Annotated in this window: 13 protein-coding genes; 3 read left to right on the plus strand and 10 right to left on the minus strand. The window is 33.3% G+C overall.

What is annotated here, in order from left to right:
- Window positions 1-701: 701 nt before the first annotated feature.
- The 9 genes from NLG42_RS12375 to NLG42_RS12415 all read right to left on the minus strand — a co-directional run bounded on the left by NLG42_RS12375 (window position 702) and on the right by NLG42_RS12415 (window position 19,539).
- A complete protein-coding gene (locus NLG42_RS12375; protein ID WP_257683959.1) occupies window positions 702-1,742 on the minus strand; it encodes a LacI family DNA-binding transcriptional regulator in 1,041 nt (346 codons plus the stop codon).
- Window positions 1,743-1,920: 178 nt separating this feature from the next.
- Window positions 1,921-3,780, minus strand: a complete 1,860-nt coding sequence (locus NLG42_RS12380; RefSeq protein WP_257683960.1) for an alpha-1,3-galactosidase-related protein — start codon at window positions 3,778-3,780, stop codon at window positions 1,921-1,923.
- Between the two features lie 88 nt (window positions 3,781-3,868).
- Window positions 3,869-6,052 (minus strand): M1 family metallopeptidase, encoded by a 2,184-nt coding sequence (locus NLG42_RS12385; RefSeq protein ID WP_257683961.1) that lies wholly within the window; start codon window positions 6,050-6,052, stop codon window positions 3,869-3,871.
- Window positions 6,053-6,073: 21 nt separating this feature from the next.
- Window positions 6,074-9,169, minus strand: coding sequence for a DUF5107 domain-containing protein (locus NLG42_RS12390; RefSeq protein ID WP_257683962.1), 3,096 nt, complete (start codon window positions 9,167-9,169; stop codon window positions 6,074-6,076).
- A 161-nt stretch (window positions 9,170-9,330) separates the two neighbouring features.
- Window positions 9,331-12,336 carry a glycoside hydrolase domain-containing protein gene (locus NLG42_RS12395; protein WP_257683963.1) on the minus strand — a complete coding sequence of 1,002 codons (3,006 nt, stop codon included), beginning with the start codon at window positions 12,334-12,336 and terminating at the stop codon, window positions 9,331-9,333.
- A 39-nt stretch (window positions 12,337-12,375) separates the two neighbouring features.
- Window positions 12,376-13,368 (minus strand): c-type cytochrome, encoded by a 993-nt coding sequence (locus NLG42_RS12400; protein WP_099719828.1) that lies wholly within the window; start codon window positions 13,366-13,368, stop codon window positions 12,376-12,378.
- A gap of 11 nt (window positions 13,369-13,379) precedes the next feature.
- Window positions 13,380-14,792, minus strand: coding sequence for an aryl-sulfate sulfotransferase (locus NLG42_RS12405; protein ID WP_257683964.1), 1,413 nt, complete (start codon window positions 14,790-14,792; stop codon window positions 13,380-13,382).
- 98 nt (window positions 14,793-14,890) lie between these two features.
- On the minus strand, window positions 14,891-16,402 hold the full coding sequence (locus NLG42_RS12410; protein ID WP_257683965.1) for a RagB/SusD family nutrient uptake outer membrane protein: 1,512 nt from the start codon (window positions 16,400-16,402) through the stop codon (window positions 14,891-14,893).
- 38 nt (window positions 16,403-16,440) lie between these two features.
- On the minus strand, window positions 16,441-19,539 hold the full coding sequence (locus tag NLG42_RS12415) for a SusC/RagA family TonB-linked outer membrane protein (RefSeq protein WP_257681200.1): 3,099 nt from the start codon (window positions 19,537-19,539) through the stop codon (window positions 16,441-16,443).
- Window positions 19,540-20,240: 701 nt separating this feature from the next.
- Between NLG42_RS12415 and NLG42_RS12420 the strand changes: the two genes are divergently transcribed.
- Window positions 20,241-20,879: a sugar-binding protein gene (locus NLG42_RS12420; RefSeq protein WP_257681201.1), complete on the plus strand. Its 639-nt coding sequence runs from the start codon at window positions 20,241-20,243 to the stop codon at window positions 20,877-20,879.
- Window positions 20,880-21,046: 167 nt separating this feature from the next.
- On the opposite strand, the gene NLG42_RS12425 is transcribed toward NLG42_RS12420, so the two are convergent.
- Window positions 21,047-22,084, minus strand: coding sequence for a LacI family DNA-binding transcriptional regulator (locus NLG42_RS12425; protein WP_257681202.1), 1,038 nt, complete (start codon window positions 22,082-22,084; stop codon window positions 21,047-21,049).
- A gap of 231 nt (window positions 22,085-22,315) precedes the next feature.
- On the opposite strand from NLG42_RS12425, the gene NLG42_RS12430 reads away from it, so the two are divergent.
- Both NLG42_RS12430 and NLG42_RS12435 read left to right on the plus strand, forming a co-directional pair.
- Window positions 22,316-23,407: a mevalonate kinase family protein gene (locus NLG42_RS12430; protein WP_257681203.1), complete on the plus strand. Its 1,092-nt coding sequence runs from the start codon at window positions 22,316-22,318 to the stop codon at window positions 23,405-23,407.
- A 9-nt stretch (window positions 23,408-23,416) separates the two neighbouring features.
- A complete protein-coding gene (locus NLG42_RS12435) occupies window positions 23,417-24,289 on the plus strand; it encodes a sugar phosphate nucleotidyltransferase (protein WP_257681204.1) in 873 nt (290 codons plus the stop codon).
- Window positions 24,290-24,384: the final 95 nt, after the last annotated feature.

Consider the following 24,384-nt stretch of genomic DNA (forward strand, 5'->3'; position numbering starts at 1 on the left):
AAACACAAAAAATGTGCTCGAACACACAATATTCGTGTTCTCGAGCACATAAAATTATGTAAACTGTTTTTTTTGACTTAAATAGATACGATATTTTTAAGAAAACGACCTTCAAGCTGAGTTCTTAATTTTAGTCAGATTTTCAGTCTAAATGTTTAATCTTTAAAAAATGAAAAATAGATGTTTGTATTTATGAGAATATCGCAATTATGAATTAAAAAGGCTACTAATAAACTAAACTTTTTATTAGTTTGAATTATGTGTTTTTTTGCATAATTATGGTTTTATTATAAATGAAAAAGGACCTGAAATAGAGGTTAATTCCAAAATAAAAGTTTGAATGCCAGTAGTTTTTTAAAAGGATAGAATATGGAGTGTTTTCAAGTTTTTTGAGTTTAGGAAATGACCTGATTTCTTTTCTGTTTTGCATTGAAATTTTACTAAAATCTGAGATGAATTTTTGGACGTTTTCAGTCTGATTTTGTCGGTATTAAAATGTAAAGTAAGATGGCAAATTTTTAGATTCATCAACAGTAAAAATAGATTGTTTTAGAAGTAATTGTGAAGAGTAATTGTGAAGAGTAATTTGGAATGAGGTTGATTGAAAATTTCTTTATTCCAGGAAGAGAAGATTTGTAATCAGTATTTAAAAATGAAGTTCAAACTGAAACTTTATTTTGGAATTTCAGTTTGAACGAAAATTATGCGCGATAGAATTCAGCATTTTCAGAATTAATTATATCGATTGGCAATAATGTTACTGCCGGTGTTTCTTTACGGAACAGAAAATGCTCTATAAGATATGTAATGCCTAGATAAACTTGTCTTTTTTGATTTTGATGAATCAGAAAATCGATTACACCTTGATTTAGATTGGTTACGTTTTCATCAACCAAATCATAGCCGATAATACGTATTCTTTTGTCCTTAATTTTACTGATAATCTTAGAAACTTGATAAGCCTTAGAAGTAGTTATAAAAACGCCTGCTAAGTCAGGATTTTCATTGATAAAGTTTTTTAAAGTAACTTCTAGATTTGGGTTTTTTAGTTTTAATGTAGTAAGCTTATATTCCAAATTACTTTTTTGACTAAAAAAGGATTTAAATCCTCTTTCTTTTTCCTGCATGTGAATTGCATTTTTGTAGGTTTCATCAATGTGTATAATAGCAATGTGTCCCTTGTCAAGAATTGTGCTTAACAATTTTGCAGCGACACGACCGCTTCTATATAAATCTTGTCCAACAAAATTTTTTACAGCAGCCGATTCGACCTGATTGTTAAAGGTATTTACAATAATATTTAAGGATTCATATTTTTTTATCGCATCGAGTGTTTCTTTGTGGAAAAGCGGAGCCAATAAAACTGCGTCAGGCGATTTTTCGACAATAGTTTCATTGATGCTCAAGAAAGATCTTGTCTTTTCTGGATTAAAGTAAAAAGTCTCAATAAGTAAATTGTAGGCTTTAAATTCCTGTGCAGCTTCTTTAATTCCTTTTATACAAGGAAGCCAATATGGATCTATTTTTGGATCGGGAAGCAGGATACAAATATGATAAACTTTATTGTTTTTTAAATTCCGCGCAATAAGATTGGGTTCGTAATCAATTACGTTTAATACTTCATTTACTTTTTCGAGGGCAAGCGGTGAAACTTTTCCACGTTTGTGCAATACTCTGTCAACAGTTCCTTTTGAAACTCCTGCCATCTTAGCGATATCCTTAATAGTATGTTTTCTATCCATAAAAAGGTGTTATATAAAAACGATACGTTTATTTTTCTATTAATTGAATTGAGCAGCTGTGTCATAATTTCTACAGATAATAATAGACTACTTCTTTTTCAGAATTAATCTCTTTTTTTAAGTGGTAAATTATAACGTACTGTATGGTCTATTTTATTCTAAATTCGGAAATGAAAATTTAAATTGGTTTTGCGATTTCAACACTCAATTCCGAGTTTTTTAGATTTAATTCTTCTCGTTTCATTCCTTTTAGAAGAATATTTTTTCCTAAAACCTCTTTTCCTATTTTGTTACCGCTGATTTCGACATTTTTGCAGGCCTCAATTCTAAAATTATACTTTTCAGGATACCAAGGTGTAAATGCAAAACTGCGTTTAATGGTATTGTTTTTAAAGGTCAATCCATCTACAGATACAGCATATAGAATAGGGTAGTCTGACGGATTGAAACTATTGTTTTCTATTTTTATGTTTTTATGAAATGGCTGTGACGCATTTGGCTCTGGAATTTCAGGATAAATACTAATTATAGCTTCACAGAATTGATAATAGGAAGAATTACAAGGATATCTAAATTCATTATTTTTGATTGTAATGTCTTTTACAGCACCACTTTCGTACCAATAGTTAGCATCTCCAGCAATAAGAATTGCTGAACCGCTTGTTTCAAAAATATTATTTTCGATAGTTACTTTTCCTGGAGTTGAAATTAAATAACCTCGAGCTCTATTACTGCCAACAAAGCAATTGGTAATTGTAGCATTTGGAGTCCAGCTCAGATTTTCTAAAACAAAACCAGTATCGAGATCAGTTGGAATTTTTTCTTTAAATCTAATAATGAAATGATCAACATCTAAAGGTTCAAAACTTGAAACAGTGCCATAAGCTAAAGTTCCCATTTCTTTCTTCTGTATAAAACCTACTTTATCGCCTTTAACTGCCCATAATAATCCGTGCGACATATCCTGCCCAAATTTGCATTTTACAGCATAGTCATCAACTTTTTGTATCACTGGTACGTAAGTTCCATGAATATTAATAGGATCATCCATTAAACCCTGTGCATCACAATTATCGATTACGATTTCTCCTTTGCATCCCATAAAATGTAATCCATCATCGTGACCGCTCAAATAGCGATTTTTATGCGGGTTTGGAATCATGTTCACATTTCTCATTTCGATATTCTCGCAGTATTGAGATAAAATACCCAAACCAGAAGTGTGATACACATTGATATTCTCTAATTTGGTGTTTTTGCTGTGAAATAAAAACATTCCAGCATGATCTCTTGTACCATGTCTTAGTATAAGAAAATTTCCAACCGCGGGAGTTTTTGTAAATTTTCCCTGCATTAATACCAAGCCGGGTTTGATCTCGCTGTATTTTACATTTTTTAGATCTCCTTTCACACAGCCATTATCACCTGTATTTGCTGGAATTATGTGGTTTTTATCAAATTCAATTAACCATGAACCGCCAGATAACGCCCAATTTTCATTAGCATTTTCGCCTACAAACGTTAATCCTTTTTCATGAATTTTGTATGGAGATTGCATAATATCAATCTTCATAACGATATGATTTTCATCGGCTTCTATAACTTCGGCTTCAGAAGTTAAAGGAACATCCCAATCGATATTTACATTTTTGATCGTAATATTTTCGGCATTGTCTAAAGTAAAGGGCTGCATGTGTTCATGATAAACAAAATCTGACTGCTGTGCATTGATGGTTATGTTTTTTTTATCTTTTATAAGTATTGCTAGTTTTCTAACGGCTGCATCATAAGTATTACTCTCGTAGTAAGTTTTATAATAATTGCTATCTGGATAAAAATCATATCGCCCTTTTGGGAAAATAATTTCTACAGCCTCGCTGCCTAATCCTTCAATAAGTTTGTTAACTTTTGAAGTTAGATTTTCTTTCGTACCAGCCGTAATTCCGTAGTCTTTTACATTTATTTTTTTGACTTTGTTTTGCGCGGTACAAATGGTTATTATCGAGAATAAGGCGTATGTTAGAAAAAGTTTATGCATGTTTTTTTATGTTATTTCAAAATTCTGATCATTAAATATCTCAACTTTATATGCAATTTGAGTTAATTTAATAAAGGGTTTATGAAGTCTATTTTTGGTTATTATATTTCTTGATTATTGGTGTTACATGATTTTTTGTATCATCATCTAAAGAGCTTAAGGCTTGATCTGATTCTTGAGTTGAGAATTTTGATAAGCCATAAATTCCAGCAGCAATTACATTATAAGATTGATTTTTTGTACTCTCAATCATCAGCCCTTTATAAGATGAATCTCCTGTTGAAGCTAATTTTACAATAGCAGCTGCTCTGGCGTTTGTTTTTTTGTCATTTTTTGCAATGTCAAGCAAAGCTTTAACAGCATCATCTTTTACATCGCGATCACCTAAATCAATTCCTTTGATGCTTAATGTTCGCAAATCGTCTTGCTGATCTTTTAAACCTGCCAATAATACAAGCTGCGAATCACGACTTTTATCTTTTGATGCAAATTTTATGGCTTCAATTCGGTTGTAATAAACAGGAACATTTTTGTATTGATACAAATAATCAGAAGCAGTTTTTTTATCTACATTAACTTCACCAACTAAAATTTTATCTGGATCTAAATCTATAAATTCAGGTTTTGAAGGAAGGTCAAAACTGAAACTTTGTTCTCTTTTATGAATTAAAATATCCTTTCTTGTTTTAGTTCCGTTTACATAAAAATCAACTTTTAAAGGCAATGTAAAGGTTTGTACAGCACTATCCTGAGATTGAGTGATAGTAATGATGATTTTTCCATTAGCGTATTTGTAATTCACATCCAGAATCGGACTTCCAGCATTATAATACCATTGATCAAAATAAGGCAGCCAACCTTTTCCAGTCACTTCCTCCATCGATAAACGCAGCTGATGCGGTTCGCCAGATTTATAAGCATTAGTTGTTAAATAATGATTTAATCCTTTAAAAAATGCTTCATCACCCATTTGATTTTTCATGGCATACAAAATAATAGAACCTTTAGAATAGCTGATATTGTCAAACATATCGTCTGCATTTTTGTAATGAAAACGTGCTAAAATAGGACTGTTACCATTTTTTTGAGAACGAAAATAATTTTGAAGTTTCTCATAACGGGATCTGTCTTCCGCATCTTGTCCAGCGTCGTGACCGTGCCAAAGTACTTCTCCAAAAGTAGCAAATGATTCATTCATGGTTAAGTTTGACCATGATTCAGCTGTTACATAATCTCCAAACCATTGATGAAAAAGTTCGTGAGCAATTGTACTTTCTTGATTATCATCTAATAATTCTCGTTCTGTTTTTTGTACATATTCGCCATGAACTGTTGCTGAAGTATTTTCCATAGCACCTCCAAAATAATCTTTCACAACAATTTGCGAATATTTTGCCCAAGGATATTCTACGCCAAGCATTTTACTGTAAAAATTCATCATGTCCGGCGTTTTATAAAAAATCTGTTTGGCATAAGGTGCATATTTTGGCTCTAAATAATAGCTGACTTCTTTACCATTATAAGAATCTTTATAGATTTTAAAATCACCAACAGCCATCATAAACAAATAAGGTGCATTTGGCTGTTCCATTTTCCAAGTGTCCGTTCTTGTTCCGTCTTTATTTACTTTTTGTGAAGTTAATTTACCGTTTGACAAAGTGGTATATTTTGACAGAACTGTCATAGCAATTTCAGATGTTGTTTTCTGATTTGGTTTGTCAATTGTCGGAAACCAGCAAGACGAAGCTTCAGTCTCGCCTTGAGTCCATATTTGTGTTGGTTTATCTCCCTTTCCGTCAGGATTAATAAAATACAATCCGTTTGAGTTTGTAATCGATTCGCCGTCTTTACTTTTCAGTTCTGCTGGTTTTGCCGTATAATCAATAAAAAGGGTATATTTTTCAGAACCTTTATACTTTCTGTCCAGTTTAATAAAAAGCTGTTCGTTGTCGTAAGTGTACTTTAAAGGTGTTTTTTTCTTTCCTTCTACGATCGAAATTTCTTTAAAATCCATCCCTTTCGCATCCAAAGTAAGCGAATCTGCTGCATAGAAATGCGGTTTTAAAGTAAGCCATTCTTTTCCGTACAAATGCCTTTTTCCATAATCAAAAGACACTTCCAATTTTGTGTGTACCAAATCGTGAACTTTTATTGGAGTTGCTCTGTAAATAGATAAAGGATCTTTATCTTTCTCAGCATTTTGAGCCTGAATGTTTTGGCACGCTAATAAAGCAATACTAAACAGGGTGCATTTTAAAAATAGCTTGTTCATTTTGTATAAGTTATATGTTTTTTAGAGCTTTTCTATAATTCTAACTTCTCCGTCTTTTTCGTCGGCTGTTAAAATATCGGATTGTTTTTGAGTGTACATTTGTAAACTCCATTGAACAATTTTGTTTTCAGGATATAATTTAGCTTGATTTCGAATCCATTCTTCTGCTTTTTTTGATGTAGAAGTTTTTTCGACAGCCCAAGCTGAAATAAGCTGATTTGCAGGTAAAAAGTTCATAACAGTATTGTCAATTTTTGGATTAAAAGCAACAATTTTTTGTAACGATTCTTTGGCCTTATCCGAATTACCTAAGTTTGTATAGCATTGATAATCCAGCCAGTTTTCAAGCCTTTCGTCAATATCTTCGTCATAAGGTTTTCCAACACCTAAATTTTCTGGAAACAATTTAGCATCAGCAATTAATTGTAATGCTTTTTTGTATTGTTTGTTTTTCATTTCGGTTAAAACCTGCATCAATTTAGCTTCATGATACAATTGTCTTCCTGCAGTTGCACCTTCAAACGGAAGGATTTCTAGTTTGGTCAAAAAGGCATCTGCTGCGCTGTATTTTTTATTAAGAAGCAAAGTTTTGGCATACAACATTCCCATTAAATAATTCTCTTTATGTTTTTTATAAAAAGGTTCTGTTATGGCAAGTGCTTTGTCATATTGTTTTTGACTGATAAAATGTTCTGCTAATAACTTATTGTATCTCCATCCTTGATTATCTAGTTTTAGAGCTTGCTGTAAACTTGCTGTTACGATTTCAGGATTGTCTTTCATTAAAGATGCTTTTGCAGCATAAAAAGCTGGATCAGCAGGTTTAGAATCACATTGATTAAATAGTTCTTTTGCTTTTGAAAGATTATTGCGATTCCACTCAATTAAAGCCAAGTGATATTTTAACTGCCATTGGTCATTTTTTTGAATAAGATCTTCGAGTATAACTGCGGTTTCATGGCGAAACGGAAAACTGATTCCAGGTTGAATTTTACTTAAATCAACGGCTTTGTTTTCTAAATATGCTTTCCAATAGATAATTTCAGCATTTGGAGCTGCCGTCGAGAAAACTTTCAAAGCTTCGTCCTTAAGACCTAGATGCTGGTACCAGATTCCTAATTCAAGATAAGTTTGCTCTGGCATTTCGTTTCTTATCAATGAAGTGAAATGTGTTTTTGCAGTATCTGAATTTGCCCAAAGGAAATTTTCAAATCCCGCAAAATGATTTAACGGATCAACATTGGTTATTTTATTCAAGATTGTAACCGCTTTGTCTTTATTGTTTTGTAAACGATATATAACGGCCAAAAGCTGTAATCCTTCTAGATTGTTTTGATTGTTGAGTAAACTTTTTTCAGCATATTCAGCAGCTTTTGTCAGCTCATTTTCACCGAAATAAATTTGACTTAAAGCAGTATATGCGGCACTTCGATATTCAGCACTTGCGGCAGCAATATCAAATCCGTCTTTTGCATCAATGTTATTTCCTAAATGCATATTGGCTAATGCATAATAATAGTTTGCAGCAGGATCGTAAGTGTTTATAGATAAAGCTTTAATGGCTGAAGCGATTGCATCTTTGTATTGAAATTTGCGAATTTGCAATAAGGCAAGATCAGAAAGGGCAGGAGCATAGTTAGGATCTTTTTTAAGACATTCGTTTAGTTTTTCCTCAGCTTTTATATAATCTTTAAAGCTGATGTAGTTTTTGCCTTGCAGATATAATCCGTAAATTGAATTGTTGTCAAAATCTTTTGGAACTTCTAAAGGACGGTTAAGATTGCCGTCTTCTGGTGCCGAATTCCAAACCAGTTTATTGACTCCAATTGTCAATCTTAATTTATTTTGATCAACCGCAGTTTGAATAGAATCTTTGAATACTTGTAAGGTATTAACGGAAATATCTTTGGAATAGATTTTTTTTCCATTGTCAAAAACTTCCAATTTTTCATTTAATTTTTGAAGCGGAGAGAAGTAGATTTTTAACCATCCGTTTTCATTTTTTACGTTTACGGCGCCATAATTATTAGCTTTTACAAAACCTTTAGTTTGTTTTACTGGAAACCAATATTCTGTCCAAGAATCGGTTTGATACGGTGCAAAAGAGCGCTGTTTAAAAGGAGTTAAATTACTGCCTTCACTTGCTTGATTGAATAATCGGCCGCTTTGTACTTCTACATATTGACCATCAGTATCTGTAAGTAGTTTTTCCCAAATCATTCCTTGCTGAGACAATCCCCAAATCCAGATTTTTTTGCCGGGTTTATCATCATAGTTGCCATATCTTCCCATTCCAAAATCTTCGTCATGGTAATAACCTCCAAAGAAATCATTGTATTTGCCAAAAACATGATACGATTTGTAACCGCCAAAATCATTGTTTTTATAATACGATAAATCTTTGCCATTTTTTTTATCAATTGGCCATTCGTTATGTTCCCCATTATGACCAATGTAGCTTTGTCCCGGAAATATAAACTGTAAATTTCCTGCCGCTTTTATACCAGTATTCATCCAAGTATAATAAGGTTGTTCGGACTCGGTCGAATTAAACCAAAATGAATTAGTAGTAAAATAAGCTTTGTCTTTTGGTAAATTGATGTCTAATTTCCATGAGGTGCGGGTTAGTAAATCTAAAACACCAATAATACAGCTTACACTTCCGTCTTCTCTAGTTATTGTGGTGTAATCTACAGGAGTTGCACAATTTGGAGTGTGTCCGATAATACCATAATTACCTTCAACGCCTCCGCTTGTCCACGGACCGCGCATCGCAATATCTCTAAACTTGATAACATGGTTGTTGTAAACAATATCTTTTCCAGTCGATTTTTCTATTGCCGACCAAACTTTTCCGCCTACTTCCGGCAGAATCGTCAGCTTAATATAATCGTTTTCAAGTTCAACAACTTTCCATTCCTTTTGTACAGGCTTATCTGTAAAACCATCGAAACGATAGTATGGATAAACTTTTGTATCAGGTTTGGGAATTGGATCTGGATCTGAAAAAGGATAGGTTGTAAACACCTTTTTATATTCCTTGATAGTTGGTTTATTTTGTGCATTGACAAACAGGCTTCCAAAAAGCAAAATCGATAAAAATGGCCTTAGTTTCATATGGAGAGCTATTTATTTAGTGTTTATAATATTATGAAGTCCCAGCGGGACGTTATATTTATAGAAATTAATGTTTTTTTCAAATAAGCCCCAAAGGGGTGATATTTTTTGTAATCAAATTAATATATCGCTCCGCTGGAGCTTAAAATCTGAGGTATTGATTATTTAATAATCAATAACCATCCTTTTCCTTTTGCTACCGGAATTTCATCTTTTACAGTAAAAGTTTTTGCAGGCTGGAAATTTTCAACTTCTGGAGCAGTAATTGTTGCTTTTGCAGGATTTATTCCTAGTTTTTTCCAGTCAATGTTCAGTTTTACATTTACGTCAGTATCAGCCCAGCTTGCAATAGAAATTAAAGCTGTTCCGTTCTTTTTATAAACAGTTGCTAATACTTTATCATTACTTGTTTTTACTGGGCAGTTTTCACTCCAATATCCAATCATTTCAGAACCTTTGATTCCGAAAGAATCCCATAATTTCCAAATATTTCTAGGATCAGCATTACTACTCCACGGAAGTCTGTTTGTCATTCCGTAAACCATTCCTCTCCATGGATTTCCTCCGTCTTGAAGCATTTCACCCATTAATCCAAAAGGGATTCCGCTTACTTCAGTTAAGAAAAAGTCAGGTTGTCCTTTTTCATAATCAAAATATTCTCCAAACCATAGTTTATTGATGTACGGAAAGTGTTCCATATATAAATTGGCGCTGTTATTAAAACCATCGCTTTTGTTGTATTGATTAGCACTGTGCAAATCGATTATTCCTGGGTGACCATCTTTTGTCAATACTCTTTTAATACGTTTCATAGTGATTCTGTCAAAAGCAACATCATCAAGATAAATTCCGTCTATGCCAACGTTTTGAGTTAACCAGTTCATTCCTTCTACATAGTAGTTATGCCAACGGTTCATACCGCTGTTTACAATTGCAGCATCTTTAATTTCAGGAACAAACCAAGCAGCAATATAATCATCGCCTACGTGTTCTTGAAGCCAAGAGAATCCGCCGCCTTTTCCTGGAGAATAAATTTCATGTCCTAAACTTTTTAAAGCAAAAGTTTCATAAGCTTTATTCGAAACTTCTCTAACAGTATTGTAGATTTTTACTTTTAAACCTTTTTGGTGTGCTTCATCAACATAGTCTTTCATCTTTTTAAATTCGATAAATGGATAATTGATGTAAGGGTTTATCGCATTTGCATGGTGAATATTAATTACTGTTGCACCAGTTTGAGCAATAGAATCGATTGGGCTGTATTTGTGGTAAAACTTGTTATCCCATTGAAAATCGGTATTTATGGTGTGAAACGGAGTGATCAATAAAGTAAAGTTGTAATACAAAACATCTCCTTTTTTCATGCTGCGAGCGCCGCTGTATGCGTTTACTAAAATAGATTTTTGATTTGGTGTAATGGTGATTCCGCCTTTGTTCTCGTTACCCCAAGAAGTTGGTAATAATAATGGTTTTTGTAAATAGAAATTGGTGTTTAACGGACGGCTGTATTTTTCATCTCTTAATGAAAACTGCAATCCAGAATTTACACTTCCTATCCATGCACCATCTTGGTTTTTATGCGTTACATCCCATTTCCAGTCAAAAGACGCAGGACGATCTCCGCCTTTTTGACCAAGTCCCATCATATATTTTGCAGATGTCGGCTGCATTGGCAGCTGAAAACGGATATCGTTAAATGAAGCGTCTTCTAAAGCAGTAATTTTAACGGAATAATGTAAAAAACCGTCAAATTCTATAGAAGCATTTACATCCATTTGAAGTGATTTTGATGTAGATGTACTTTCCCAAGCTACAGTTCCAGCCTCTTTTTTAGTGAATTTTAAACCGTTATTTTTCCATTGTAATGATTCTTTTCCTGCTGCATCTACAAAATGGAATGTTATTGGAGCGCTTAAAATATCGTTTGGTTTTGTAGTGACAGTTGTCATTTCCGGCGTGAAAAAAGTCTGTATTTGAGCAGGAAAACCATCTGCTCCCAAAACCAGTTTACGACCTAATAGAGAGATTTCAGAATCTTTTATTACTAGTGGAGTATAAGGTGCAATTACAGTATTTTCTTGAGCTAATGTAGAGTTTAACCATTTTAAACGCGTCATTTTTTCAGGACTGTCAATGCCTCCGTTTTTAGTAACTTCATTAGTTACTGTTATTTGAAGTGTGATTGCTGTAGACTTTCCGTCAGCGGTAACTGTTGCTTTTCCTGTATAATTTCCGGCAGCAGCAGTTTGCGGAACATCAATGCCGCACCACATTGCTTGAATTTTTCCTTTTGAAACAGAAACAGTATTAGTAAAAGGAGTGCCGTCATATTTTGTTCCGTCAGTGTTGATACAGCTGATGTCTTTACCTTCAATTGTCGCTCCAGTTGTACTCACTAGATTAGTAAAAGATACTTTTACATTTTTTAAGTTTTCAAGGGCATATACTCCTAATTGAAAAGCTAAATATTCGCCTTTCTTTGCCGTATCAGAAAAATTGTTTTGTACTCCTTTTTCGATCCAGCGTTGTGGTAAATCACTTTTCATTCGGATGGAATGCAGTCTGTCTTCTGGGAAAACAAGAAATGTACTGCCGCTATTTTTAGCAATAATTACTGATGTTTCGGCAGCTGTTGCAATTACTTCCATTGGATAAAAGCTATTAAAAGCATTTACACTTTGAATTTCTGTAACAGTACAATTGTCTTTTAAACCTGTTTTTATTTTAGAAATCCATTGCGCATCTGCTTTGTTTTCAGCCTTAGCATAAATTCCTTTTGGATAATTGGCTGTGCCTTCGTCAATGTAAGGCATATAATAAACGTAGTATGTTCCTTTACCTGAAATTGGTTCAAAATAAATTGTTCCGTTTTCGCGGTTGATGTTTTCCGTTTTTACATTAAGAACTTCTTTGCCTGCGGCATCTTGAACAATAATTTTTTTAAGTTCCGGTTTTTCATCTCTTCTACGCCATTCTATGGTCGTTTTAGCGATATTTCCTGTACCGGAAAAGTTGACAAGAACACGATGATTTCCTAGTAAATTAGGATTCCAGCTGTCGTTTCCGTCAGTATATTTTATTTGTGCAGTCAAAGGAATACTGAAAATGAAAAGGCACATAATCAATATACTGCTTAGTATTTGTCTGTTTTTTAGGTTTAGTTTCATTGTGTTTTTATGTTCAAGTTAAAAAGTATGCTTTGATATTTAGTAAACGGCTTTCCATCCGTTTTTCTTCCAATAGGCGATAATAGGTTTGTATGGTCCGTATTTGTGCTGCTCTTCAGAAAAATTATCACTAAATGGACTGTGAGCATAATCAATAGGTTTTCCCATTTTATTAGGATAATCAAATGTTTTAGGATTTGGTCTTTCATGAATAGCGTCATTATTTACGTAGGCAGCAATATCTAGTGCTTCGGCATCAGTAAGATATGGTTTTCCTAAAGTTACTTTATCATACGGCATATTGCTTTTTAGCCATTGTGCTTGTTTGATAACGCGGTGCATACTTGAGCCGGGCTGATAAGCATATTTTCCCCAAAGAGGCGGGTAGGTGTAACCAGATTTGTCGGCATTATAAACGCCTTCACCATTATTTCCGTGACAACGAGAACAATTTTCAGCAAACAAAGCTTTTCCTCTTTCCGGACTTGCCGCTACATCTGGAAATTCAATTTCTAAGTTTTTAGCACCTTTAAATTTTCCGTCTTTTGGAACAAACTTACTTATCCATTTAAAATAAGATAAAAAGGCAACCATTTCTTTTCCGTCAAGCGGAAGCGGTTTCCCTGAGTGCGGTCTCATTACACAATTATTTACACGTTCAGCAAGCGTAAGCACTTTGTTTTCGCGCCCGCGATATTGCGGATAATTATCATGTGATGACATTAAATTGAAAGCATAAGGTTTTGTACCTGCATCTTGATGACAGTTGGTACAATTCATTTTATTGCCTAAATATTTCCCTTTTATACCATTTGGACCAATATAATAAGCAGTTTTCAGCATCAATTCACGGCCATAACGTACAGATTCTCCAAATTCATCATCTGGAATTTTAGAAGTATCAATAGTAATATAACCTTCATCATCAGCTGTAGTCTTGGCAGCCAAAGTCTGAGAGTTTGAAGTATTGCAGGAATTGAAAACAACAATTGGCAATGCTGAAAAGAGTCCAATAAGAATTATTTTTTTCATGACTAAAATTTTTAATTTAAAAGAAAAGGTTTCATGTTTTCTTCTGGAATAAATTGTACACGGTAAGGAGGTATTTCCGACTCTAAAGCCCAAAGTAATACTCCCTTTTTGTTGGTTAAAACCGTTATATGTCTTTTAGAACAGCAAACCAATATGAGATCTTTATTGATCATATAGGCGCTTCCCATTCTATCGTTGTAAATATCTTTTGGCAGGTTTACATGGAAATCAAGTTGTACTGCTTTATTTTTTTTGTCTACTTTCAGTGCAAAAACCGAAGATTGTTTTTTGTCTACTCCATTATCAAAAAACATTAAACTTCCGTCTTGATTAATGTGTGCCGCGTGCGCTTGCGAGAAATCACTATCCTTAGCCATTTTCATATTGCCGTTTCTTCCTAATTTCCAAATTACTTTTCCGGATTTAGAATCGACTTTCCAAATTTGTCCGTTGTTATAAAAAGAGATTAAAAAGTTACCGTCTTTATCATAGTTTAGACTGTTGGCGTGCATCCAGTCTTTTTTAGTTTTCAATAAAGCTTTGTCTTTCATTGGATCGAGATCATCGAAAACGCTCCATTTCCAAATTTGTTTTCCTTTTTTATCTAAAATCAGGATTCCATCACCATTAATAGTATCTTTCTTTTTTCCTCCAATTGAAGATAAGTCTGTTATTTTAGCGTCAACAAATAAAGTAACGATTTCATTTGCTGATTTTTTTATGATTTCGTGGTGAATAACTTGTTTAAGATCGCCTTGTCCTTTTTTAATATGAGTTAAAGTATCGCCCTGCAGGTTAATTTCTAGAATTTCGCTGCCATAACTTGTAGGTTCATCATTGGTTCCTAAAATAGAAATTATGGTTTGATCTTGGGTGAAATGCGTTACTTTAAAACCAGTATTTTCTACCGTATGATACCATCTTATATTTCCTTTGTAATCAACAATAAATGCTGTTCCCGGAGTTTCTCTTTTTGCCAGAAGCATAAAACCTTTTTTGAAGTTTTGCGGTAAAAGTTCTGGTTTTGGACTATTTGCTTTGAATTTCTTTTGAAGCCATTCCGGCAGTTTTCTTGACTTAAAATTGTACACTTTACTGCTGTCTTTTTCATTTCCTTGTACTGTAATTAATTTAAAATTGTAATCAGTTTCAGGAATAATGTTAAGAAGCACTAAAGAATGTGAGAGACCTTTTTTTGAAAGTGGAGAAATTATCTTGTTTTTACTTCCATTTTTAGCAGTCCAATATTCGGCATATACCTGCACATCGTCATTCGTAGTAACATCGATTTGAATTTTCAATTCGTTGTTACTATGAGTCCCAATATTGATATTTGTGATATAATTACCTTGTTTTTTAGAACAGCTTGCTAATGCAAGTATTGCAAAAATAAAGCTCCATTTTAAAATTAGTTTTTTGATCATTATAAAGGCTTTTTTGAATGAAACAGAAAAGTGCTTTTGTGTAAAAAAATCAAGAATAGACAGGCGATTATGCTGTCTATTCCTGATTTAAATTTTATTTATTGCCTGTCAGCATTACTCAATTTTGGATTAAGATCAACTTGACTTTGCGGATATGTGTAATATTTGTTTTGCGGCATTTTAACTAATGCTGCTTCGCCAACTCTAAGGTGATAAGCATTTACCAGAACATCATATTTGTTCATTCTAATTAAATCGGCGCGACGTTTCCCTTCATAGAAAAGTTCCCATCCTCTTTCTTGTAAAATTGCATCTCTTAAAGAGGCTTGAGTATGATTAGCCAAAATTAAAAGTTTTGCATGTGATCTTCCTTTTACTTGATTAATCAGATCTACAGCTTCAGCAGTTGGACCACTAATTTCGTTTAAGGCTTCAGCTCTGCTCAATAATACATCTGCATAACGTAAAATGTTCACACTATGACCGTCATAATACGTTGTAGTTTCATCATCGGCATATTTTCTAGTTGCTACATCCGGCATATAAAGTACACCTGCAGGCGGCTGCGCGCCCAAAGTTGGTGCTTGTTTGTGCAATAAGCCATCTGATCCCATAAACTCTGGAAAGAAACATTTTTTTCTATCATCTTCATCACCAAAAGTGTTAAAGAAATCCCAGTTTACAGTGTAATACTGCCATCTGTTTTGTACAACTGGATGATCTGTTGGTCCAAAATGGTTCAATAATTCTGTTCCATTTACATTAGCATCACTAAGGGAAGAAAAGATGTTTTCTGAGCACCATTTGTTACTTTCTTTAAATAATCCTAAATAGGACGGATAAAGACTATACTGGTTCAAGTTCATTACTTGCTGTGTAAGTGTTGCTACTTTTTGCCAATCATGACTGCGCAGGTATAACTTCGCTAATAATGTAAGTGCAGCGCCTTTAGTAGCACGTGCTACATCGTTTGTACCATAAATTGGATTATTCATATAATTTAAAGGTAACACATCTGCAGCTTCATTCAATTCTTTGATCAGGAAAGCATCTATTTCTTCTACTGATGACGGAGCTATTTGTTCTAGATAAGCTGGGTTTCCTAAATTAGCTTCCGTAATTAAAATTACAGGTCCCCAAGCATCTGTTAAGTCCATGTATGAAGATGCTCTCAAAAATTTGGCTTCAGCTATAAATTGTGCCTTTTCGGCAGCAGTTATCCCGGACATTTTTGCGATATTAAAAATCGCGTTATTTGCATTGGCAATCAATTTATACATCGCATTCCAATCTTCTTGAAGCAATCCGTTACTGGAATTCCAAGTTCCTAATGACAATTGTCCCGGATCTCCACCAAATTGGCAATGACCTAAATCTGTAGCAATATCTGTTAGAGCAAAGTGTCTTGTGGCCCAGTATGAAAAGTTATCGCCTACAGAAGGCCCTTTTAGTCTGCCATAAACGGAATTGACTGCAGCAATAGCATCTGACTTTGTTTGATACCCATTGGTATTGGTCAAACTACTATATACCGTAGGTTCAAGATCCTGATTACAGGAAAATTGTACTCCAGCAGCTAGTAATAGTAATAATATTGTATGTTTTTTCATTTTAATAAATTTAAATGTTACTAAAAAAGCTTTTTAGACTAGTGAATAGTCACTTTTATGCCTAAAATAAACGTTCTAGAAGCTGGGAAAGAGTTAAAATCAATTCCTCCACCAATGTTTTGCGCTGTAGAGCTGCTTGTATGTCCATTTATTTCAGGGTCGTTTCCAGAATAATTTGTTATGGTCAATAAATTCTGTCCTATAGCATACAATCTGATATTATCTATAAATTTTACTTGTCTTAATGCACTTTCTGGAATAGAATATCCGATAGAAACATTTTTCAAACGAATGTAAGATGCGTCTTCAACAAATTTTGAATTTACGTAACTGCCATAAGTACTTTTGTAGTAACCGTCTCTCGGAATATCTGTGTTTTCATTAGTTCCAGCTACCCAGCGATTTAGAGCGTCTGTGCTTGTGCTGGATTCTCCTACCATTTTAGTCATATTATAAACAGAATAATCAAAGGCTCCTTGGAAAAAGATATTCATGTCAAAATTTCCAAATCTAAAATCATTGTTGAAACCTGCAATATAATGCGGAGTAGAATTTCCTAAGTATGTTCTATCATCAGCAGTGATTTTTCCATCTCCCGTAAGATCTTCATATTTTGGATCTCCAGGTTTAGATAAAGGCTGTGGAGTGTAAACTTCTCCAGTTTTGATTACTCCCGCATATTTAAATCCGTACAATACTCCCATTTCTTTTCCTGGCTCTAATCTTGTAAATTCTCTTCCAGAAACCGTTCCGCTTGGGTTAGAAGTATTAGTACTAATAATTTTAACATTATCAGCTAGCGATATAACTTCTTGTTTATTGTAAGCAACATTCAAGGAAGTTGTCCACAGGAATTTATCATTTCTATAGTTTGTAGTGGTAATTCCTAGTTCAATACCTTTATTGTCAATAACTCCAGAGTTCATGGTTTGATTGTTAAAACCCCACCATCCGCCAACAGGTACTCTGATCAATGCATCAGTAGTTCTCTTTTTGTAGACATCAATAGTTGCAGTTATTTTACTGTCTAAAAATCCCATATCCAAACCTATATTGGTTTGTGCTGTTTCTTCCCATTTTAAATTAGGATTTGGTAAATTTTCAGGTTCATTGGCACCTACGAAACTATCAGGAGCAATTGTTGCACCCCAAGATTTTAGTGTGTTCATGTATGCATAATCTCCAATACCATCATTTCCTGTAATACCGTAACTTACTCTTAATTTAAGTTCAGAAATCTTATCTAATTTTTGCATAAAAGATTCGTTAGAGATTTTCCATGCAACAGCACCAGAAGGGAATGTTCCGTATTTATTATTTGGTCCAAAACGAGAAGAACCGTCTCTTCTCAACGTAAAAGAAGCCAAGTATTTATCATTAAAGGCATAGTTTAACCTTCCAAAATAAGAAGTTAATTTTGTCTCCAATTTTTGTGTTTCTGGTTTCAAATACACTTCAGCACCTTGCAGGTTATAGTAAGTCAATACATCACTAGAAAAACCAGATCCAGAAGCTTTCATTCTTTCGTAAGTATCTTTTTGATTCGAAGTACCAATCATTGCTGTTATCGCATGCTGCTCTTTAATATTAAACTTATAAGTCAAATATTGTTCAGTACTCCATCTAAAATAAGTTTTATTTTCTTCAGAACCAGTTCCTTTCAAAGCAGCTCCTGCAGTTAATGTTCTTGGCGTATATTTTCCTTGAATGTTTTCCTGCCATTCAGCACCCGCACCAAAATGATACGTTAAGCCTTTGATGATTTCATAATCTAAAAACATATTACCATTAACCATTCTATTAATAACATGATCGGTTGGCTCTAATAAAAGGGCTAATGCATTATCCTTACCTAAGTATTTATTGTAAGTTCCGTCTGCATTATAGATCGGGAGATTAGGATAGGCAGTTTGAATTGAAAACATTGGCGATAGAATATTATCTCCAAAGTCACTATTGTTTCCTTCTGTCGCGGCACCATAAAAATTGGTACCCATATTTAATTTGCTGTTAAATCTTTTTTCGCCTCCCATTCTCACACTGTATCTTTCGAAATCAGTATTTTCAATGGCTCCGGTTTGTTTGATATAATTTCCAGAAAGAAAAAATTTAGATGTTTGATCGCTTCCGCTAAAAGTAAGAGATCTGTTTAGGACTTCACCTGGACGCGTTGCTGCATCAAACCAATTCGTATTCGCTACAGGAAGACTCGCTGGAAAAAGAGGAGGTCTTCCGTTTTCAAGTTGAATTGCATTTTGAATATCAACAAATTGCTGACCAGTTAGTAATGTAGGCTTATTAATGATGTTCTGAAAACCATCAGAAATCTCTGCTTCAACCTGCATTTTACCTAATTTTCCTTTTTTAGTCGTAATCAAGATTACACCATTTGCTCCTCTTGAACCATAAATAGCAGTAGAAGAAGCATCTTTCAAGATCTGAATGTTTTCAATATCGTTTGGACTGATAGAACCTCCTGAACTTGTAATAAAACCATCAACAACATATAAAGGTCCATTTGAATTATTAATGGAGTTTCCTCCTCTAATAACAACATTTGGAGTAGTTCCAGGAGCATAACTGTTTTGTTGTACTTGAACTCCAGAGGCACGACCTTGAAGAGCTTGTCCAACATTAGCAATAGTTCCTCCTAAATTTAAATTGTCTTTTCCAACAGAGCTCACAGAACCTGTAAGGTCTTTTTTTCTGGCTTTTCCATATCCAATAACAACTTCCTCTAATTTTTGACCAGCTTCTTTCATGACAATTTTTAGAGGCGCGCTTCCTATTGTTACTTCCTGATCTTCCATACCAATGTATGTTATAATAAGTTTAGTAGCATTATCTGGAACTGTAATAGCAAAACTTCCATCAACATCAGTTTGTACACCCGTTTTGGTGCCTTTTATTGTCACGTTTACACCTGGCAGGGGAAGTCCGTTTTGATCTGTTACTTTACCCTTTACCGTTTTTTCAAAAAACAACGAAGTATTGTTTTTAGAAGACACACTTACAGAAGTCGCTGCCGAAGCTTGAAATGTGAAAACTAACAACGAAAGAATCGTGAGTTTAATTTCTTTCCCGGATAAATTGTTAATCCGAAAGTCTCTAGGTTTTTTTTGGGTTAATAATTTCATACTCTTAATTGGTTTTTTTGGTTAATAAAAATTGTGTTTTTTGTTTTGTAGGTTTTCTTTTCTTTTTACTTGGTTTTAAATTTAGGTTTCCTCTTTTTTCGAATTATAATTGAGTCGTTTTTCGTCTATAAATACACCCTTTATTTTTGACCTAATTTTAGAGTTTTTTCCCGTTTTTGGTCATTTTTATAAGAGTGAAAAATGCTTGAAAAAGACTTTAATTAACTTATTTTTAAGATTATTATATAACGAAACTATCGATTATATTTTTACTAAACAAGAAAAAACACAAAAAATGTGCTCGAACACATAAAAAAAATGTTCTCGAGCACATAAAATTACATAAAACATTTTTTTTTACTTAAAAAGATGGAATATCTATAAATTAAGCAGCGATTAAAAAGATCAGTAAAATTGAGGGTTTTTTACTTGAAACAGTTGTTTGTATGTATTGTTGGTGTTGTTTTATTAAAACTTTATGAAATTCGTAATGATAATATGAGCTAAATGATAATTCATCAGGCTTTTCTTATCGCTTTAAAATAATTTCAGGCAATTTTATTTTTATTTGTGGTGTGTTTTTTTCTTGAATTTTAAACTACTTTAGTGATCTCGAAAAAAGCAAAAAATAATGACGTTTTTTTGTGCCATTTTTGGTTTTTGAAGAAATAAAAAATTAACAAATTTTAAGAAATATAATTGTGAAAGAATATCAAGTAATTTTAGTAGAGAAACAAGGGCAAAATTCTGATGAAATTTTAGATTTTAATACTTGGGAAAAAGCAAACTGTTTGACTGATTTTTGCTCTCCTTGGAAAAGTGATTCTATTTCTAAAATTGAATTTAGAGCTTGCTGGGATCTTGAAAATCTCTTTTTTAATTTTAGAGTTTTTGATACTGATGTTTATATCGATAAAAAAGATGATAGTATTGATAGTATCGGAAACTCAGATAGAGTAGAACTCTTTTTTAGAAAAGATGAGAAACTAACTCCTTATTATTGTCTCGAAATGGATACTGAAATAAGAACTATGGATTTTGAGGCTTATCCAGACAGAAAATTTGATTTTAACTGGAATTGGCCCAAAGACAATTTACATTTAAAAGCTTCAAAAGATGAAAAGTCTTTTACTGTTGAAGGTAAGATCAGTGTAAAATCACTTGAAGAATTAGATTTAATTCAAAATAACACAATTGAAACTGGAGTGTATCGAGCTAAATTTTCTAAAGCAGAAAATGGAGCATACGAGCCAACCTGGATTTCATGGGTGAATCCAAATACTGAAACGCCTAATTTTCATACCGCTTCTTCTTTTGGCAGATTTATTTTGATGAAATAGTTTTTTTTAGGAGCAAAGCTTCAAAGAGGCAGAGGTTGGGAGGTTTTAAATAAAAAAAATCTAATCTGCTAAATTTGCGTGCCATTTTGGTTTGCAGATTTAGCAGATTAGATTTTTAGTGTATATATGATTTTAAAAAAAACTTAGTGTCTTCGTGACAAAACGGATTAAGCGTAAAACGAAGCATTTTCGACATTAATAATATCGATAGGAAGTAAAATAGTTTCAGGAATATCTTTTCTAAATAAAAAGTGTTCAACCAAAGTACTGACACCTAAATAAGCTTGTCTTTTTTGATTTTGATGAATTAAAAAATGAACTAATCCTTGATTCAAGAAGTTTACATTCTTCTCAATTAAATCATAACCAATAATTGCAATTTTTTTGTCTTTTGCAGAAGTCAATAGAGAAGCAATTTGATACGCTTTGGAAGTCGTGATAAAAATACCTTTTAAATTAGGATGTTCTTCTAAAAAAGCGGAAAACTTAGTTTCGATATTTGAGTGTTTTAGTTTTAAAGTTGTTAAAGAGAAATCGGAAAGATTTTTCTCTTCAAAATAATTTCTAAAACCTTGTTCCTTTTTTTGCATGTGAACTGCATTTTTAAGGCTTTCATCAATATGTATAATTGCAATTTCACCATTTGGTAAAATCAAATTCATTAAACTCGCAGCAACACGACCGCTTTTGTACAAATCTTGCCCAACAAAACTTTTAATAGAAGAAGATTCAACCTGATTATTAAAAGTATTAACCATAATATTCAATTCGTCGTACTGCTTGATAATTTCAAGAGTTTCTTTATGAAATAAAGGTGCTATTAAAACAGCATCAGGCGATTGATTGATGATTTTTTCGTTAGTACTTAAAAATGATTTAGTGCTTTCTGGATTAAAATAATGTGTTTCAATAATAACACTGTAAGCTTTAAACTCCGTTTTTGCATCCTGAATACCATTTACACAAGGCAGCCAGTACGGATCGATTCCCGGATCAGGCAGTAAAACGCAAATACGATAAATCTTATTATTTTTTAAATTACGAGCAATTAAGTTAGGTTCATAGTTAATCACATTCAAAACCTCGTTTATTTTGTCAAGCGCTGTAGGAGAAACCTTCCCTCTGTTATGCAAGACTCTGTCAACAGTTCCTTTAGAAACTCCTGCCATTTTTGCAATATCCTTAATTGTGTACTTTTTATCCATATAAGCAAATATAGAAACTTTGATTTGATTATTTAAAATAGGACTTCATAATTATTTAGTGTGCTCGAGGACATTTTTACGGTGTGTTCGAGCACATTTTTTTAATTTTACTTGTTTTATAAAAATATAATCTATAGTTTCGTGGAGTTAAAATTGAAAATCAAAAAAATATCCATAACCAAGAAATCATTATAAACTATTGTTTAGTAATGACTTAATGACTCTTTTTAAATGAAAAAAATTACTTCATTAGCCCCAGGTCGGACATGTCTCTTTGGAGATCATCAAGATTATTTAGGATTACCGGTTATTGCCTGTGCAATAGATCGAAATATAAAACTAACCGCAGAACAAAATAACACCAATACTTTTGTTCTAAACATGATCGACATTGATGAAGTTAGAGCTATTGATATTAACGCAGCTTTTGAGAAATTAGAGCCTCGCGATTACTTTGCTTCGTCGCTGCGCGTATTGCGCAGATACGGTTGTGTGCCAAACACAGGTTATAATATTACAATTACCGGTGATATTCCTATAAACTCTGGAACATCAAGTTCGTCAGCCTTATTGATGGCTTGGATTCGTTTTTTAATCGATGCCTTTGGAGTTGATCATGAAGTGACTCCTGAATTCCTGTCGAAATTAGGATACGAATCTGAAGTTTTAGAACATGGCGAACCGGGCGGAATGATGGATCATTTTAGTATTGGGGTAGGGAATATCGTGTATATTAATACAAAAGAACCTTTCTCTTATCGAATTATCGGAACAGGATTAAAAGGGTTAATTACAGGAGTTTCAGGTGTTCCTAAAGAAACAATTGGTTTGATTGGAGAAATAAAAGGAAATGCATTGATGTCTATAGGTATTGTCAAACAAAATTTCCCTGATTTTGATCTTCATGCCTCAAAAATTGAAGATTTTGATCGTTATCGAAATTGTCTGCCGGATCGTTTAATTCCATTTTTTGAAGCCGCTCTTAAAAATTATCACTACACAAAAGAAGCTTTAAAAGAATTTGAAAAACCAGTTTTAGATCTTAAAAAAATTGGAGAATTAATGAATCAGCATCACGAAGTTTTACGTGATTTATTGAAAATTACAGTTCCTCGAATTGATGCTATGATTAATGCTGCCTTGCGAGCAGGTGCTTACGGAGCTAAAATTGTAGGTTCTGGCGGCGGCGGAAGCATTGTAGTAATTGCAGATCCGCAAATTGAAGACTCAGTAATCGAAGCTATTTTAAGTGCAGGAGCTCAAGAAGCCTACGCTGTAAATGTAGATCCAGGAGTAAGAACTATAGAAAATATCGAAATTTAAAAAATAAATATGCACAACAATTTAGTTATTCTTGCGGGCGGAGCATCATCCCGCATGAAAAAAGAAGCAGTTTTAGATAATTTATCACCCGAAGAAATAGCACAAGCCAACGAGAGAAGTAAAGGCTTAATTGGTGTTGGCTCTAGCGGGAGACCTTTATTAGATTATCTTTTATTAAATGCAAAAAAAGCAGGTTACACAAATATCTATATTATTATTGGAGAGCAGGGAGAGTTGTTTAAAGAGTTTTACGGAAGTAAAAATGTAGATAATGATTTTCATGGACTCAATATTTCATTTGCAGTACAGTATATTCCTGAAGGAAGAGTAAAACCATTTGGTACTGCCGATGCTTTGTTTCAAGCTGTAATGCAGTTTCCTGAATTAAACCTGCAAGAATATTCAGTTTGTAACAGCGATAATTTATATTCTGCAGAAGCTTTGAGAGCACTTAGAGAAACAAATAGTCCAAACGCATTTATAAGTTACGATCGTGATGCACTTGATTTTCCGCTTGAAAGAATTTCGCGTTTCGCAATCGCCAAACTAGACGAGAATAATCAATTATTAGATATTCTAGAGAAACCAACAGCAGCAGATTTAGAAAATTATAAAGATGTTGATGGAAAAATACGAGTAAGTATGAATGCTTTTAAATTTAACGGAAGTACTTTATATATGCATCTTAAAAATTGTCCGGTAAATCCAGAACGTGATGAGAAAGAGCTTCCTACGGTACTTTTGAACTCAGTAAAAGAAAACCCAGGAACAACATTAGGAATTCCATTTTCAGAACATGTTCCCGATTTAACCGCAAAAGAAGATATTGCAGAAGTAAAAGAATATCTTAAAAAATATTATCCGGTTTTGAACTGGGAATAAAAATTAACAAAAAATTCATATCTAATTTAGGACAGAATACAACATATTAGATTACTTTTGCAGTGCAAAAAAAATGCATAAAAATGCATAAAATA

The organism is Flavobacterium plurextorum, assembly GCF_024638035.1.
Taxonomy (GTDB): Bacteria; Bacteroidota; Bacteroidia; order Flavobacteriales; family Flavobacteriaceae; genus Flavobacterium; species Flavobacterium plurextorum.